This window comes from Paenibacillus stellifer, assembly GCF_000758685.1.
GTDB classification, from domain to species: Bacteria; Bacillota; Bacilli; order Paenibacillales; family Paenibacillaceae; genus Paenibacillus_AQ; species Paenibacillus_AQ stellifer.
This window is the reverse complement of the sequence record NZ_CP009286.1, coordinates 4,995,001-5,008,715: the sequence shown is the minus strand read 5'-3', so window position 1 is coordinate 5,008,715 and position 13,715 is coordinate 4,995,001. Positions and strand designations below refer to the sequence as shown.

The 13,715-nt window shown below is 51.5% G+C and carries 15 protein-coding genes and 1 rRNA gene (1 of these 16 running past the window's edge); 14 read left to right on the top strand and 2 right to left on the bottom strand.

What is annotated here, in order from left to right; translation table 11 throughout:
• Window positions 1-2: 2 nt before the first annotated feature.
• The 10 genes from rpsK (at window position 3) to PSTEL_RS23030 (ending at window position 8,296) form a co-directional block, all read left to right on the top strand.
• Window positions 3-398, top strand: coding sequence for a 30S ribosomal protein S11 (rpsK, locus tag PSTEL_RS23080; RefSeq protein ID WP_025693042.1), 396 nt, complete (start codon window positions 3-5; stop codon window positions 396-398).
• Window positions 399-527: 129 nt separating this feature from the next.
• Window positions 528-1,472 (top strand): DNA-directed RNA polymerase subunit alpha, encoded by a 945-nt coding sequence (locus PSTEL_RS23075; protein ID WP_025693043.1) that lies wholly within the window; start codon window positions 528-530, stop codon window positions 1,470-1,472.
• Window positions 1,473-1,506: 34 nt separating this feature from the next.
• Window positions 1,507-1,872, top strand: a complete 366-nt coding sequence (gene rplQ / locus PSTEL_RS23070; RefSeq protein WP_038698974.1) for a 50S ribosomal protein L17 — start codon at window positions 1,507-1,509, stop codon at window positions 1,870-1,872.
• Window positions 1,873-2,314: 442 nt separating this feature from the next.
• Window positions 2,315-3,124, top strand: coding sequence for a tRNA pseudouridine(38-40) synthase TruA (gene truA / locus PSTEL_RS23060; RefSeq protein ID WP_038698972.1), 810 nt, complete (start codon window positions 2,315-2,317; stop codon window positions 3,122-3,124).
• Between the two features lie 187 nt (window positions 3,125-3,311).
• Window positions 3,312-3,749 carry a 50S ribosomal protein L13 gene (gene rplM, locus PSTEL_RS23055; protein ID WP_038698971.1) on the top strand — a complete coding sequence of 146 codons (438 nt, stop codon included), beginning with the start codon at window positions 3,312-3,314 and terminating at the stop codon, window positions 3,747-3,749.
• An 18-nt stretch (window positions 3,750-3,767) separates the two neighbouring features.
• The gene (gene rpsI / locus PSTEL_RS23050; protein ID WP_038698970.1) at window positions 3,768-4,160 is read left to right on the top strand and encodes a 30S ribosomal protein S9; all 393 of its coding nucleotides are present in this window, start codon (window positions 3,768-3,770) and stop codon (window positions 4,158-4,160) included.
• Between the two features lie 219 nt (window positions 4,161-4,379).
• A complete protein-coding gene (locus tag PSTEL_RS23045; RefSeq protein ID WP_038698969.1) occupies window positions 4,380-5,072 on the top strand; it encodes a phosphoadenylyl-sulfate reductase in 693 nt (230 codons plus the stop codon).
• A 55-nt stretch (window positions 5,073-5,127) separates the two neighbouring features.
• Window positions 5,128-6,297, top strand: a complete 1,170-nt coding sequence (sat, locus tag PSTEL_RS23040) for a sulfate adenylyltransferase (RefSeq protein WP_038698967.1) — start codon at window positions 5,128-5,130, stop codon at window positions 6,295-6,297.
• 81 nt (window positions 6,298-6,378) lie between these two features.
• Window positions 6,379-7,149, top strand: a complete 771-nt coding sequence (gene cwlD / locus PSTEL_RS23035) for an N-acetylmuramoyl-L-alanine amidase CwlD (RefSeq protein WP_038698962.1) — start codon at window positions 6,379-6,381, stop codon at window positions 7,147-7,149.
• Between the two features lie 61 nt (window positions 7,150-7,210).
• A complete protein-coding gene (locus PSTEL_RS23030; protein WP_038698961.1) occupies window positions 7,211-8,296 on the top strand; it encodes an Mrp/NBP35 family ATP-binding protein in 1,086 nt (361 codons plus the stop codon).
• A 76-nt stretch (window positions 8,297-8,372) separates the two neighbouring features.
• On the opposite strand, the gene gerD is transcribed toward PSTEL_RS23030, so the two are convergent.
• A complete protein-coding gene (gene gerD / locus PSTEL_RS23025) occupies window positions 8,373-9,059 on the bottom strand; it encodes a spore germination lipoprotein GerD (RefSeq protein WP_038698959.1) in 687 nt (228 codons plus the stop codon).
• Between the two features lie 281 nt (window positions 9,060-9,340).
• Between gerD and PSTEL_RS23020 the strand changes: the two genes are divergently transcribed.
• Window positions 9,341-10,162, top strand: a complete 822-nt coding sequence (locus PSTEL_RS23020) for a PPK2 family polyphosphate kinase (RefSeq protein WP_038698957.1) — start codon at window positions 9,341-9,343, stop codon at window positions 10,160-10,162.
• A 34-nt stretch (window positions 10,163-10,196) separates the two neighbouring features.
• Here the strand turns inward: PSTEL_RS23020 and pdaB are convergent, their stop codons facing one another.
• Window positions 10,197-11,000 carry a polysaccharide deacetylase family sporulation protein PdaB gene (pdaB, locus tag PSTEL_RS23015; RefSeq protein WP_038698955.1) on the bottom strand — a complete coding sequence of 268 codons (804 nt, stop codon included), beginning with the start codon at window positions 10,998-11,000 and terminating at the stop codon, window positions 10,197-10,199.
• A 73-nt stretch (window positions 11,001-11,073) separates the two neighbouring features.
• On the opposite strand from pdaB, the gene PSTEL_RS23010 reads away from it, so the two are divergent.
• From PSTEL_RS23010 to PSTEL_RS23000, 3 genes are all read left to right on the top strand, one after another.
• Window positions 11,074-11,694 (top strand): stage II sporulation protein M, encoded by a 621-nt coding sequence (locus PSTEL_RS23010; protein WP_425415248.1) that lies wholly within the window; start codon window positions 11,074-11,076, stop codon window positions 11,692-11,694.
• Window positions 11,695-11,825: 131 nt separating this feature from the next.
• Window positions 11,826-12,056: a hypothetical protein gene (locus tag PSTEL_RS23005; RefSeq protein ID WP_038698953.1), complete on the top strand. Its 231-nt coding sequence runs from the start codon at window positions 11,826-11,828 to the stop codon at window positions 12,054-12,056.
• A 296-nt stretch (window positions 12,057-12,352) separates the two neighbouring features.
• A 16S ribosomal RNA gene (locus tag PSTEL_RS23000) occupies window positions 12,353-13,715 on the top strand; it runs 192 nt beyond the window's last position.

Here is a 13,715-nt window from a genome sequence, read left to right as displayed (position 1 = left end):
CAATGGCTAAACCTAAAAAAGTCGTACGTACAAAGCGTCGCGACCGTAAAAATATCGAATCCGGCGTGGCACACATCCGTTCCACGTTCAACAACACCATCGTTACCATCACGGATCCTCACGGCAACGCAATTTCCTGGGCAAGCTCCGGCGGCCAAGGATTCAAGGGTTCCCGTAAGTCGACTCCGTTCGCAGCCCAGATGGCAGCAGAAGTTGCAGCTAAGGCAGCGATGGAGCACGGCATGAAGAACGTCGAAGTTATGGTTAAAGGACCGGGCGCGGGCCGCGAGGCAGCCATCCGTTCCCTTCAAGCCGCTGGCCTTGAAGTTAACCTCATTAAAGACGTCACTCCGGTTCCGCACAATGGATGCCGTCCGCCGAAACGTCGCCGCGTATAGTGAATCAGCAATGTGAATGTGGTATAAAACCGGCAACATTTGCTAATAATGGTTGTTTAGGCATACTACATGATACACCTGATGGGGTGACAGTTTCATATAGGAGCGACGTTGAAGGAGGGTACACTCGTGATAGAAATCGAAAAGCCGAAGATTGAGACCGTAGAAGCCAATGATGAAGGAACCTATGGGAAATTCGTAGTAGAACCGCTAGAACGTGGATATGGCACGACTCTGGGGAACTCGCTTCGCCGGATCCTGTTGTCCTCCCTTCCGGGAGCCGCAGTGACCTCGGTCCAAATTGACGGCGTTCTGCATGAGTTCTCCACCGTTCCCGGCGTAATGGAAGACGTGACCGAAATCATTTTGAACCTCAAAGCTCTTTCCCTGAAGATTCATTCAGACGAAGAGAAAGTGTTCGAGATTGATGCTGAGGGGGAAGGCGTCGTAACCGCAGGTGACATCCGTGCGGACAGCGATGTTGAGATCCTTAACCCGGACCTTCATATTGCAACGCTGGGGCCAGGCGCGAGACTTCACATGCGTATTTTTGCAGGCCGAGGTCGCGGCTATGTCCAAGCGGACCGCAACAAGCGCGAAGATCAGCCGATCGGCGTTATTCCGGTTGATTCCATCTACACTCCGATTTCCCGTGTGAATTACACGATCGACAACACGCGTGTCGGTCAAGTAACCAACTACGATAAGTTGACGATGGAGATCTGGACGGATGGCAGTATCAGACCGGAAGAGGCCGTCAGCCTCGGGGCCAAAATTTTGAATGAGCATCTTGTTCTCTTCGTAGGTCTTACCGACGAAGCGAAGGATGCCGAAATTATGGTCGAGAAGGAAGAAGACAAGAAAGAAAAAGTGCTTGAGATGACAATCGAAGAGCTGGATCTTTCGGTCCGTTCCTATAACTGTCTCAAACGCGCCGGCATCAACACGGTGCAAGAGCTTACGACGAAGACGGAAGAAGATATGATGAAGGTCCGCAACCTGGGCCGCAAATCTTTGGAAGAAGTTCAAGAGAAGCTCGAAGAGCTCGGTTTGGGTCTCCGCACCGAAGAATAAGCAATTCGATTGAGTAAGCAGAGGAGGGAAAAACATGGCATACCAAAAGTTGGGCCGTGATTCCAGTGCGCGTAAAGCGTTGTTCCGCGACCTGGTAACGGACCTGTTCTTATACGAGCGCATCCAAACCACGGAAGCGAAAGCGAAGGAAGTACGTTCCATCGCTGAAAAACTGATCACCAAAGCGAAGAAGGGCGATCTGCATGCACGTCGTCAAGTCGCTGCATTCGTTCGTCGTGAAACGGTTGATGGTGAGCAGGACGCAATCCAGAAGCTGTTTGCGGAAATCGCGCCTCGCTACACGGAGCGTGCTGGCGGATACACACGTATCCTGAAGCTCGGACCGCGTCGCGGCGACTCGGCTCCTATGGTTTATCTGGAACTGGTAGACCGCGCGTAAGTTCGAACAGCAAGCTTCGATTTCCCGATTGGTCCCCATCCTTTCTCATCCGAGAAGGAGAGGGATGATCACTGTTGATGCACCAGTGGAATATGGCCCGGCTCTTCTTACGGCTTATGACAGCCTTTGTCTTTGAGGGATTCCTGAATAGACAGGGGGCTGCAGGCTGGGAGAGACGGCGTCATGTCCCGGCTCCTACAAGACGGCGTGATCTACCGGATATCTGCATAGGTGTCCGCCAGTCGTGCAGTAACCGCGGAAATCCGCTTGTTCAATGGAAGGAGCTCCCGAAGGGGCTTCTTTTTTTGTGGGAAATCCACAACAGGTTTTTGTATTTTGGATATGGGGGCTCCCCCAAAAGTAATCGGAGTAGACTTCCTGGCTATGCGTCACTTTTGGGGGAATAGATATTAGGGGATGTTGGTTGGGGAAGGAGAGCAGGATGCGCAACTTGTTCATGAAAGTGACTTATGACGGTACTCATTACTTCGGTTTTCAAACGCAGCCTGAAGGAAATACAGTTCAGGATATGCTGGAGCAGGCGATTGCCCATCTGACAGGGGAGACTGTGAAGATTACCGCTTCGGGGCGGACGGACGCGGGCGTACATGCCTACGGGCAGCCTTTTAACTTCGAAACAGCTTCGCAGATCCCCCTGGAACGCTGGTGCCTCGCTTTGAATGCCCGTCTGCCGGAGGATATTGTCGTCACGGAAGCCTATGAAGTACCACTCTCCTTCCATTCCCGCAGGGCGGCCAAGCGAAAGACCTATCGCTATACGATCAACGGCAACCGGTTCCCGGATCCGTTTCAGCTTCGCTACCAGTTCCATCATCCAGTTGCACTTGATGTACCGGCGATGGAAGAAGGATTGAAGAAGCTGATCGGGACCTATGACTATACTTCCTTTGCATCCAGAAAATCAACCAAAACCTCGCATGTCCGAACGATCTTCTCCGCGCATATGGAGATCGACCGCAGCATGTGCCGGCCGGATTCTTCGGACCAGGGAGTAATCCATACTTATATAACGGGCAGCGGCTTCCTGCAGCACATGGTCCGGATAATTATGGGGACGCTGATCCAGGTGGGAGAGGGAAAGCGAAAGCCGGAGGATATTACCGGTATTCTGGCAGCGTGCAACCGTGCGGCGGCCGGCCCTACAGCCATGGCCAAGGGACTTGCGCTGTGGAATGTGAGCTATGAAGATCCTGGGGAACAAGCGGGTGTAACTGGCTCAAAAAAACTGTAATAACTTCGAAAAATCCCTTGCACTACTCCGCGTTATCCTGTAAAATAAAAGTTGTGTTTTCTTGATGGCTATCCCACAGCCCCGATCAAGAGGACGCCCAAAATGCTTTACCCAACATTTAAAAATGCAATTTCCATGAGAAATCAGATATACGAGATTTTCGTACGAGAACAAGGAGGAAATATTCATGCGTACCACCTACATGGCGAAGCCGAACGAAGTAGAACGCAACTGGCATATCATCGATGCCGAAGGCAAAACACTCGGCCGTCTGGCAAGTGAAGCCGCTGCTCTGATCCGCGGCAAGCACAAACCGCAATTCACACCTCATGTTGACACTGGCGATTTCGTTATCGTCATCAACGCTGAGAAGATCCACCTGACTGGCAAGAAGCTGCAGAACAAGAAATACTACCGTCACTCGCTGCATCCGGGCGGCCTGAAAGTAACGAACGCTCAGGACCTGCTGAACACCAAGCCGGAGCGCGTAATCGAATCTGCCGTACATGGCATGATTCCTAAGACTCGTCAAGGCAATGCTATGAAGCTGAGACTGAAAGTCTATGCCGGCACCGAGCATCCACACGCAGCACAAAAACCTGAAGTTTACGAACTTCGCGGATAAAATAAGGAGGACAGTTTCATGGCACAAGTACAATACTATGGGACAGGTCGTCGTAAACATTCGGTAGCACGTGTACGCCTCGTACCGGGTGAAGGACGCATTGTCATTAACAAACGCGACATCAACGAATATTTTGGTCTGGAAACACTCAAGCTGATCGTTAAGCAACCGCTGAACCTGACAGAAACGCTGGGCAGCTACGACGTTCTGGTAATCGCTCATGGCGGCGGTATCTCCGGTCAAGCCGGCGCTATCCGTCATGGTATCTCCCGCGCTCTGCTGAAAGCAGATCCGGAATACCGTTCTTCCCTGAAGAAAGCCGGATTCCTGACTCGTGACCCACGTATGAAGGAACGTAAGAAATACGGCCTCAAAGCCGCTCGTCGCGCTCCTCAGTTCTCGAAACGTTAATTCACACTCTATTCACACCAGACATCCAAGCCTTCGGCCATTCGGCCGAGGGCTTTTGTTTTCTCTCATTGGGTTAATTCCATGAGTTATCCTTGATTTTACCGATGTTTTAATGCTGAAATATCATTGACATCCCATGGGAAAGTTATATACTTATTTCATATTAATTTAGTTGGAATTTAATCGGCTTAATGATTTTTAGGATGGGGGAATATAAGAATGAACTTGCTGGAAAAAGAAGATCTGATCAAGATTAAAGCGGAAGAACTGGAGACGGCTTCTGCCGAGGACATCATCCGTTTTGCAGTTGAAACCTTTCCGAATATTACGTTTGCCTGCAGCTTCGGGGCTGAAGATGTAGTGCTTGTCGATATGCTTCAGAAGATCAGCCCGAAGACGGATGTCTTCTACCTCGACACAGATTTCCACTTCCAAGAAACGTACGAAACGCGTGATCGTATGGTTGATAAATATGGCATGGAATTCGTACGGGTATCGCCGAAGCTGACACCTGAAGAGCAGGCTGCAGAGCATGGAGAAGCACTCTGGACTGTAGATCCTAATGCTTGTTGTAACATCCGCAAGGTTGAACCGCTGACCCGCATTTTGTCCCAGTACGAGGCTTGGATTACCGGTATCCGCCGTGATCAGGCGCCGACCCGCGCCAACTCGAAGAAGATCGAGTATGACAACAAATTTGGCCTTGTGAAATTCAACCCGATCGCCGGATGGACAAGCGAAGATGTCTGGAACTACATCCACGCGAACAATGTCATTTACAACCCGCTCCATGATCAGAACTTCCCGAGCATCGGCTGCGTGCACTGCACACGTGCGGTTATGCCGGGTGAAGATCCGCGTGCCGGACGCTGGTCCGGGTCCGAGAAGACGGAATGTGGTCTGCATAAGTAATCATTCCAATCGATCATCCACGAACTGCAACAATATATGAAGGGAAGATAAAGAGATGACTTCAATCCTTCCGCATGGCGGAACGCTGGTTAACCGGATAGCCGAGGGCCAGGAGAGAGAACAACTGCTTAAGGATGCTGCAGGACTTAAGAGCATTGCCATTAACACTTGGACGATTTCCGATTTGGATTTGATCGGGGTCGGCGCATTTTCGCCGCTCACCGGATTTTTGAACGAAGAAGATTATCATTCCGTCGTTAAAAATATGCGTCTGGCCAACGGAACGGTCTGGAGCATTCCGATTACTCTGTCCTTGGGCGAAGAAGAAGCCGCTGCCCTTCGGATCGGCGAGAGAGTAGCGCTGGTTGGTGAAGAGGATGGCGTCGTGTACGGCCTTCTTGACGTCGAGAGCATTTATAAGGTGGATCAGCAGGTTGAAGCGCAGAATGTCTTCAAGACGACTGACCCGGAGCATCCCGGTGTCGCCAAGCTGCTTGCGCGCAGCACTACCTATGTGGGTGGATCTATCACGGTTCTGAGCCGTCCTGTGCCTGAGAAGTTCGGCGAATTTTATTTTGATCCGGTCAAGACCCGTGAAATCTTCGCGGAGAAAGGCTGGCGCACAGTTGTCGGCTTCCAGACCCGTAACCCGGTACACCGCGCTCATGAGTACATCCAGAAGTCCGCAATGGAAATTGTCGACGGCCTGTTCCTGAACCCGCTTGTCGGAGAGACGAAGTCGGATGACGTGCCGGCGAATGTCCGGATGAAAAGTTATCTGGCGCTTCTGAAGAACTACTATCCGGAGAACCGTACCTTCCTGGGTGTGTTCCCGGCCGCTATGCGCTATGCGGGTCCGCGTGAAGCGATCTTCCACGCCATGGTCCGCAAAAACTACGGCTGCACACACTTTATCGTCGGGCGCGACCATGCGGGCGTAGGCGACTACTACGGAACTTACGAAGCACAGGAAATCTTCTCGAACTTTACAGACGAGGAACTGGATATTACGCCATTGTTCTTTGAACACAGCTTCTTCTGCAAAAAATGCGGAAACATGGCTTCCAGCAAAACATGTCCGCACGGCAAGGATGATCATGTCGCTCTGTCTGGCACGAAGGTTCGCGCCATGCTGCGCGATGGCATCTGTCCGCCGCCGGAGTTCTCCCGGCCTGAGGTCGCTCAAATTTTGATTGAAGGCATGAAGGAAGTTTCCCCTTCCTAAGCCTTCCGAAACGGAATATTAGACCCTCTTGTCCCATATAGATGGAGTTAGAATCTATGTGGGATAAGGGGGTCTTTTTATATGTCCGGCCGCAAGCAGCCTAAGATCTCGGTCTGGATCTCTTGGAGCAGCATCAAAAAAGGGGTATGGAGCGCCGCGCTTCTGGCACTGCTGCTGGGCGTGATTTCCTACGATATGCCTACCGCCAAGCCGTCTGACTACTGGAGTCTTCCGCTTGCAGGCAAGGTGATCGCCATTGATGCGGGCCACGGAGGACCGGATGGGGGAGCCGTCAGCCGGGGCGGACTGATTGAGAAAGACATTAATCTGACCGTATCGCTGTATCTTCGCGATTATCTGCAGCAGTCGGGGGCAGTGGTCGTAATGACGAGGGAAGGCGACTACGATCTGGCGGACGAGAGTACGAAGGGATACTCCAAGCGGAAGACCGAGGATTTGAAGACGCGGGTGCGAAAAATCGAAGACAGCAAGGCTGATCTGTTCATCAGCATCCATATGAACAGTATTCCGTCGAGCCGATGGAGCGGAGCTCAGGTGTTCTATTACAAGAAGAACGGGAAGAATGAAAAACTGGCCGGTTTCGTGCAGGATGAAATCCGGACCGTTCTTGCCAATACGGACCGGATACCGAAGACGGTAGGTACCGTCTATCTGCTGCAGGCGCTTCGTATCCCTTCCATCCTGGTCGAGGTTGGCTTCTTGTCCAATCCGAAGGAGTCGGTACTCCTGGGAGACGATCTCTATCAGCGCAAGGTGGCAACCAGCATTTATCGCGGCATTCTGCGTTACGAATCGGGTGAACAGGCAGACTACTCATCCCCTGAAGGGTAATGATATAATAGACACGATTATCCGGTTATGAGTTGCCGGTAACAGAACAGGGGTGTTTTCCATGCTGACCAGGGAACAAATACAGGAACTGCTGCTGCCGGTTAAAGAACCGGAGACTGGAAAAAGCCTGATTGAACTGCAGTTAATCCGCGATATTATGGTAAAAGGCGATCACATCTCCCTCTCCGTCGTTAGCCTGGAGACGGACGAAGCGGCTCGTATGAAGCTTGAGCAGGAGGTAAGAGACCGTCTGCGCGATGCGGGTGCCGAGAACGTGCATATCCGCCTCAGAGACGCCTCCGAGCAAGAACGCTCCTTGGTGAAGGCGCCAACTGCCGCGGAAGACAAAATGAAGGGACATGCTGCCGGATTGGAAGGCAATGAACTGCTCAGCGGACAAGCCGGCGTTCACTTTATCGCCATCGCCAGTGGCAAGGGGGGTGTCGGCAAATCGACCGTGACGGTCAATTTGGCTGCCGCGCTCGCCCGTAAAGGGAAGAAAGTGGGTCTGATTGACGCCGATATTTACGGCTTCAGTGTACCGGATATGATGGGCATTGAGGAAGGTCCTGTTGTAGAGGACGGAACTATCATTCCGGTGGAACGGTTCGGCGTCAAGGTGATGTCGATGGGCTTCTTTATCCGGGATAACAATCCCGTCATCTGGCGGGGACCGATGCTCGGGAAGATGCTGCGTCAATTTTTCAGCGATGTCGGTTGGGGAGAACTGGACTATATGCTTCTCGATCTGCCTCCTGGGACAGGCGATGTGGCCCTTGACGTCCATCAGATGCTTCCGCAGAGCAAAGAGCTCATTGTGACTACCCCTCATGCTACAGCGGCCTTTGTGGCGGCGAGAGCGGGTTCAATGGCGCTGCAGACGGATCACGAAATACTGGGCGTTATTGAGAATATGGCGTACTATCAATGCTCGAAATGCGGCCAGAAGGATTATATCTACGGACGGGGAGGCGGAGCACGGCTGGCGGAGACCTTGCATACCGATCTGCTGGGCCAGATTCCGCTCGGTGCACCGGACAACCATGTCTCCGAACCGGATTTCTCGCCGTCCGTCTATAAGGCGGGCACCGAAACGGCGCAGCTGTTCGACGATATTGCCGAACGCTTGATGATGCGGTGCGAATAATAAGGCAATAACAATCACAGCCGGGCTCTGTTTCAAGAGCCCGGCTGTTGTGATGGGAATAAAAGAAAAGTTAAGATCAGCTTTCCTTGCCGCTATCGCTGCTGCCGCTTTCTTCACCGCCGCCGCTGCTATCTCCTCCTTGGCCTCCGCCCCCCTCCTTCGAAGTTTTAGGCTGAAGTTCCTCCTGAACCACAGTCTTCAGCAAAGAGAGCACCTCCATCCGGAACAGCGGGTTCTGCATCGTCTCCTGCATAACGGTCGCAGTCTGCTTCCGGTAATCCGACGTTTTGGTGAGGTCCAGGAACATTTTCATCATCTCGGGGGACTTCATAATTTCCGAGACCGATTTCTGGTAAGTCGGATCTTTGATCAACTGAAGATGCAGCTGCTTGCTCTGCGAACTGATCGCTTTGGCGAAATCTCCCGCGAACTGGGGATCAGTCATCACCTTTTCGATTTCTTTTTTGTACTCCGGCGCGGTGATTGTATCTTTCACAGCCATCCGGATCTGCTCGTTGGCCTGGGGCATCATTTTCATACTGATCACGCCGGTCCCGCTTGTGCCCGAACTTGAGCTTGAAGAGGAAAGAGCTTCTTCAACCGCTTTTTTCCCTTCTTCGCTTTTTAATATATCGACAACCATCGTTTTCATTTCCTTATAGCTGAACTGCTGGGATGATCCGCTTTGCTCGCTTCCGCAGGCCGTGAGAACCAGGATCAAGCTCAGCGCGAGTCCGCAATGTTGAATGGCCGCCCGTTTCATTGGCGCTGTCCTCCTTTTAGTGGGGATACTGCTAGTAGTATGCGGAGGCTGAGTCACATTTATGATGCAGGCGGCATGGTTTTTTGACGGCAGTCTTGGTAAAATAAATCTGCATTCAGCATGTTCAGCGGTTTACATTCCAGCAGTTGCATGAATAAAGCAGCGGTTCAATCCCGTCGGGGGGTTATCCGCTGCTGTTTTTCTTCATACGATTAATTTCACAGCCGTGAGGTTAAACAATTAAGAAAGTCTGATATGAAATGTGCCGGGAGGGAAAAGGAATGAAGATTGATCGATATTTGATCCAGGACACGGACGGAAAAATTTTATCCAAACTAGATCCCGATGACACCGGTGGCTTCAAGAGCAAGGGAGAGGCCGAAGCCAAAATGAATAAGCTCAAGGACCGCTTGGCCGAGCTTCAGGATATTTTTTTCGCCCAGAAAGGGCATGCTCTCCTCATTGTTCTCCAGGGAATGGACTCAAGCGGCAAGGACGGGACAGTGAAGCATGTCTTCTCGGGCATTAATCCCCAAGGCTTTACCGTCACAAGCTTCAAAAAGCCGACTCTAGACGAATCGGCCCATGACTTCCTCTGGAGAGTCCATAAGCAGACGCCTGCCAAAGGCTATATTTCGGCTTTTAACCGTTCCCATTATGAGGATGTTCTGGTTCCCCGCGTTCACGGCGATCAGGAGAAGGCCGAGACCAAGCGCCGCTTTAAGCAGATTCGCTACTTTGAGGAGATGCTGACGGAAGAGAACACGCTGATTATCAAGCTGTTTCTCCATATTTCCAAAGAGAAGCAGCTGGAGAAGATTCAGGAGCGGCTACAGGACCCGACGAAGCACTGGAAGTTCGATGTCAGCGATCTGGAGGAACGGAAATTCTGGGATGATTACCAGGAAGCATATGAAGACATTTTTAAAGAGACGTCGACAACTAATGCGCCCTGGTACTGGATTCCCGCCAACCATCGCTGGTACCGCAATTACCTGGCTCTTGCGATCGTAGTCAAAACCTTGGAGAAGCTCGACCTCGCCTACCCGAAGCTGAATTCGCCAACCCCGGACATTTCGGAACTGATTTCTCCAAGACATTGATATTGATTATTCGATAAAATGTTTATGCTGAGTTTCAAAGGCCTGCGGCGTCTTCGAGCCGATCGTCAAGCCAAGCGGAGTCCCGCACTTCCTTGCCATCTGCGCTGCCCTGGCTGATCAGCTCGGATACGGTCACAAATTCATAGCCCTGTCTTCGGAGCTCATCGATGATCTGGGGCAGGGCCTCGTGGGTCTGCTTGCAGGAGTCGCTCGCATGGAGCAGCACGATATCGCCGGGATGGGCTTTGGTCGTGACGCGTTTGACAATATTCTCGACCCCAATGTTCTTCCAGTCGAGGGAATCCGTATCCCACTGAATGACTTTGTAGCCGAGGTCCGTTGCGACTTGGAGAACTCTTTTGTCAAAATCGCCGTTAGGCATACGGATGAGCTTGGGCTCCTGGCCCATAAGCTCCGACAGAATGGAGCCCGCCGTTGTAATCTGGGTGCGGATCTCCTCATTGCTCAGCGTGCTGTAATTTACGTGCTTGTGTCCATGGCTTCCGATCTCGTAGCCGGCAGTTTTGATTTGGGTGACAATATCCTGATGCGTTTTGCTCCAGGGGGAAGACAGGAAGAAGGTAGCTTTGGTCACCTTTTTGTCTTCAAGCACCTTCAGGATCGGCCCGGGCCGTTTCTCCCCCCAGCTGATGTCAAAGGTTAAGGCAATCAGTTTCTTTTCGGTCGGCACACTGTAAATTGCGGAAGGGGATGATTCGGAGAAGACCGTAATATTCCCCCTTTCCACATACACGATACCCGCAGTCAGCAGCGCGGCGGCGAAGATGTAGAAGAACCGTTTGATTTTCCTGCCGCTGAATACATAAAAGGAATTCATAAATCCCAACACTCCTCTCCCATACGATAGCTTGTTTGTTCTTAAATGTATGCTCGTACAGGGAGGTTATGACTTGATTACAGGAGGCAGCAAGATGTTCTCGATCTATTCATTTGGAAGGTCTCTGGCAGGAATACGCCGGGCGCTTCTTATTTCTGTCAGTTTATTTATTCTTGGCATAGTGGCCGGCTGGATCGGCACAGGGAGTCTGGAGAGACTGCTCATGCAGCAGATTGAAGGACTTGGCGGCATCAGCAGAGAGCTTCGAAATTCCTCGAACCCGCAGCTAAGTTTTTTCATTTTTATTTTTCTGAACAACAGTATCAAGGGAGTGCTCATCATATTCCTCGGAGCGCTGTTTGGCATACTGCCTGCGCTGTTTCTGCTCATCAACGGAGCGGTGATCGGCTATTTAATCCATGCATCTCTGCTTCAGGGTGTGAATATCGTCACGCTCATTGTAAAAGGGCTTCTCCCGCATGGAATTATAGAGATTCCCGCTATCATTATCGCTTGCGCGTTCGGCCTTAACTTTGGCGCCAGAGTCGCGAGAAGCCTGTTTCGCAGAAGGAGCCGTGAGGACGAGTGGGCCGATTTTTTGCGTCAGACGCTGACGGTGTCGGTTTGGATCGTATTGCTGCTGCTTGCAGCCGCCGTGATCGAGAGCACCATTACGTTTAATCTGATGTCCTAAAAAAGGGAATCCCGGAGGAAAATTCATCTCATTACGGTTATAAACATAAAGGTTAGGTTAATCTAAAGTAAGCGGTGCTGCAAGAATTTCTGGAGATGCCTGCAACCTAATGGATGAAGGAGGCCAAGCATATGTTGGGTATGTTGTTCAACGAAAAAGAGTGCAAAGAATTAGACTATGTGCTGCGCAAGGAACTGGATGAAATGTTGCTCGACCTCAGCGATCAGCGCTTGGATCAAAATATCAGACATGCGATCGCTAATCGATATAAGACCGTATTCCGCATGTATGCCCGCTTCGCCCCGCAGAAGGAGCTTTCCAAGTATGCTTGGGGCAATTATTCTTCCCAATTCAAGCACTGACTTTGAAAGAATCCGTTATTTATAAAAAGGGTTGACTTCATAAGGAGCGCTGTGATACATTATATCTCGCGCTCCTTTTGGTTGTACGGGGCGGCGCAAGGCAAGCAATCATCACGAGAAACACTTTCAAAAAAAGACTTGCCAAACAGTTAAACAGTATGATATATTATAAAGGTCGCTGCAAGACATAAGGCGACGAAGTGAATGAGACTTTGATCTTTGAAAACTGAACAACGAGTGAGTATTAAATGAGAAGAAATTCTCGTCAGATTCAAAATGAGCAAATCAGCTTTTCATTAATGGAGAGTTTGATCCTGGCTCAGGACGAACGCTGGCGGCGTGCCTAATACATGCAAGTCGAGCGGAGTGGTGAGGGAGCTTGCTCCCGATCCACTTAGCGGCGGACGGGTGAGTAACACGTAGGCAACCTGCCCTTCAGACTGGGATAACTACCGGAAACGGTAGCTAATACCGGATAATTCCTTTCTTCGCCTGAAGAAAGGATGAAAGACGGAGCAATCTGTTGCTGAGGGATGGGCCTGCGGCGCATTAGCTAGTTGGTGGGGTAACGGCTCACCAAGGCGACGATGCGTAGCCGACCTGAGAGGGTGAACGGCCACACTGGGACTGAGACACGGCCCAGACTCCTACGGGAGGCAGCAGTAGGGAATCTTCCGCAATGGGCGAAAGCCTGACGGAGCAACGCCGCGTGAGTGATGAAGGTTTTCGGATCGTAAAGCTCTGTTGCCAGGGAAGAACGTTCTCTAGAGTAACTGCTAGAGAAGTGACGGTACCTGAGAAGAAAGCCCCGGCTAACTACGTGCCAGCAGCCGCGGTAATACGTAGGGGGCAAGCGTTGTCCGGAATTATTGGGCGTAAAGCGCGCGCAGGCGGCGATTTAAGTCTGGTGTTTAAACCATGGGCTCAACCTGTGGTCGCATCGGAAACTGGATGGCTTGAGTGCAGAAGAGGAAAGTGGAATTCCACGTGTAGCGGTGAAATGCGTAGAGATGTGGAGGAACACCAGTGGCGAAGGCGACTTTCTGGGCTGTAACTGACGCTGAGGCGCGAAAGCGTGGGGAGCAAACAGGATTAGATACCCTGGTAGTCCACGCCGTAAACGATGAGTGCTAGGTGTTAGGGGTTTCGATACCCTTGGTGCCGAAGTTAACACAGTAAGCACTCCGCCTGGGGAGTACGGTCGCAAGACTGAAACTCAAAGGAATTGACGGGGACCCGCACAAGCAGTGGAGTATGTGGTTTAATTCGAAGCAACGCGAAGAACCTTACCAGGTCTTGACATCCCCCTGAATACGTTAGAGATAGCGTAGGCCTTCGGGACAGGGGAGACAGGTGGTGCATGGTTGTCGTCAGCTCGTGTCGTGAGATGTTGGGTTAAGTCCCGCAACGAGCGCAACCCTTGACTTTAGTTGCCAGCAGGTCAGGCTGGGCACTCTAGAGTGACTGCCGGTGACAAACCGGAGGAAGGTGGGGATGACGTCAAATCATCATGCCCCTTATGACCTGGGCTACACACGTACTACAATGGCCGGTACAACGGGAAGCGAAACCGCGAGGTGGAGCCAATCTTATAAAGCCGGTCTCAGTTCGGATTGCAGGCTGCAACTCGCCTGCATGAAGTCGGAATTGCTAGTAATC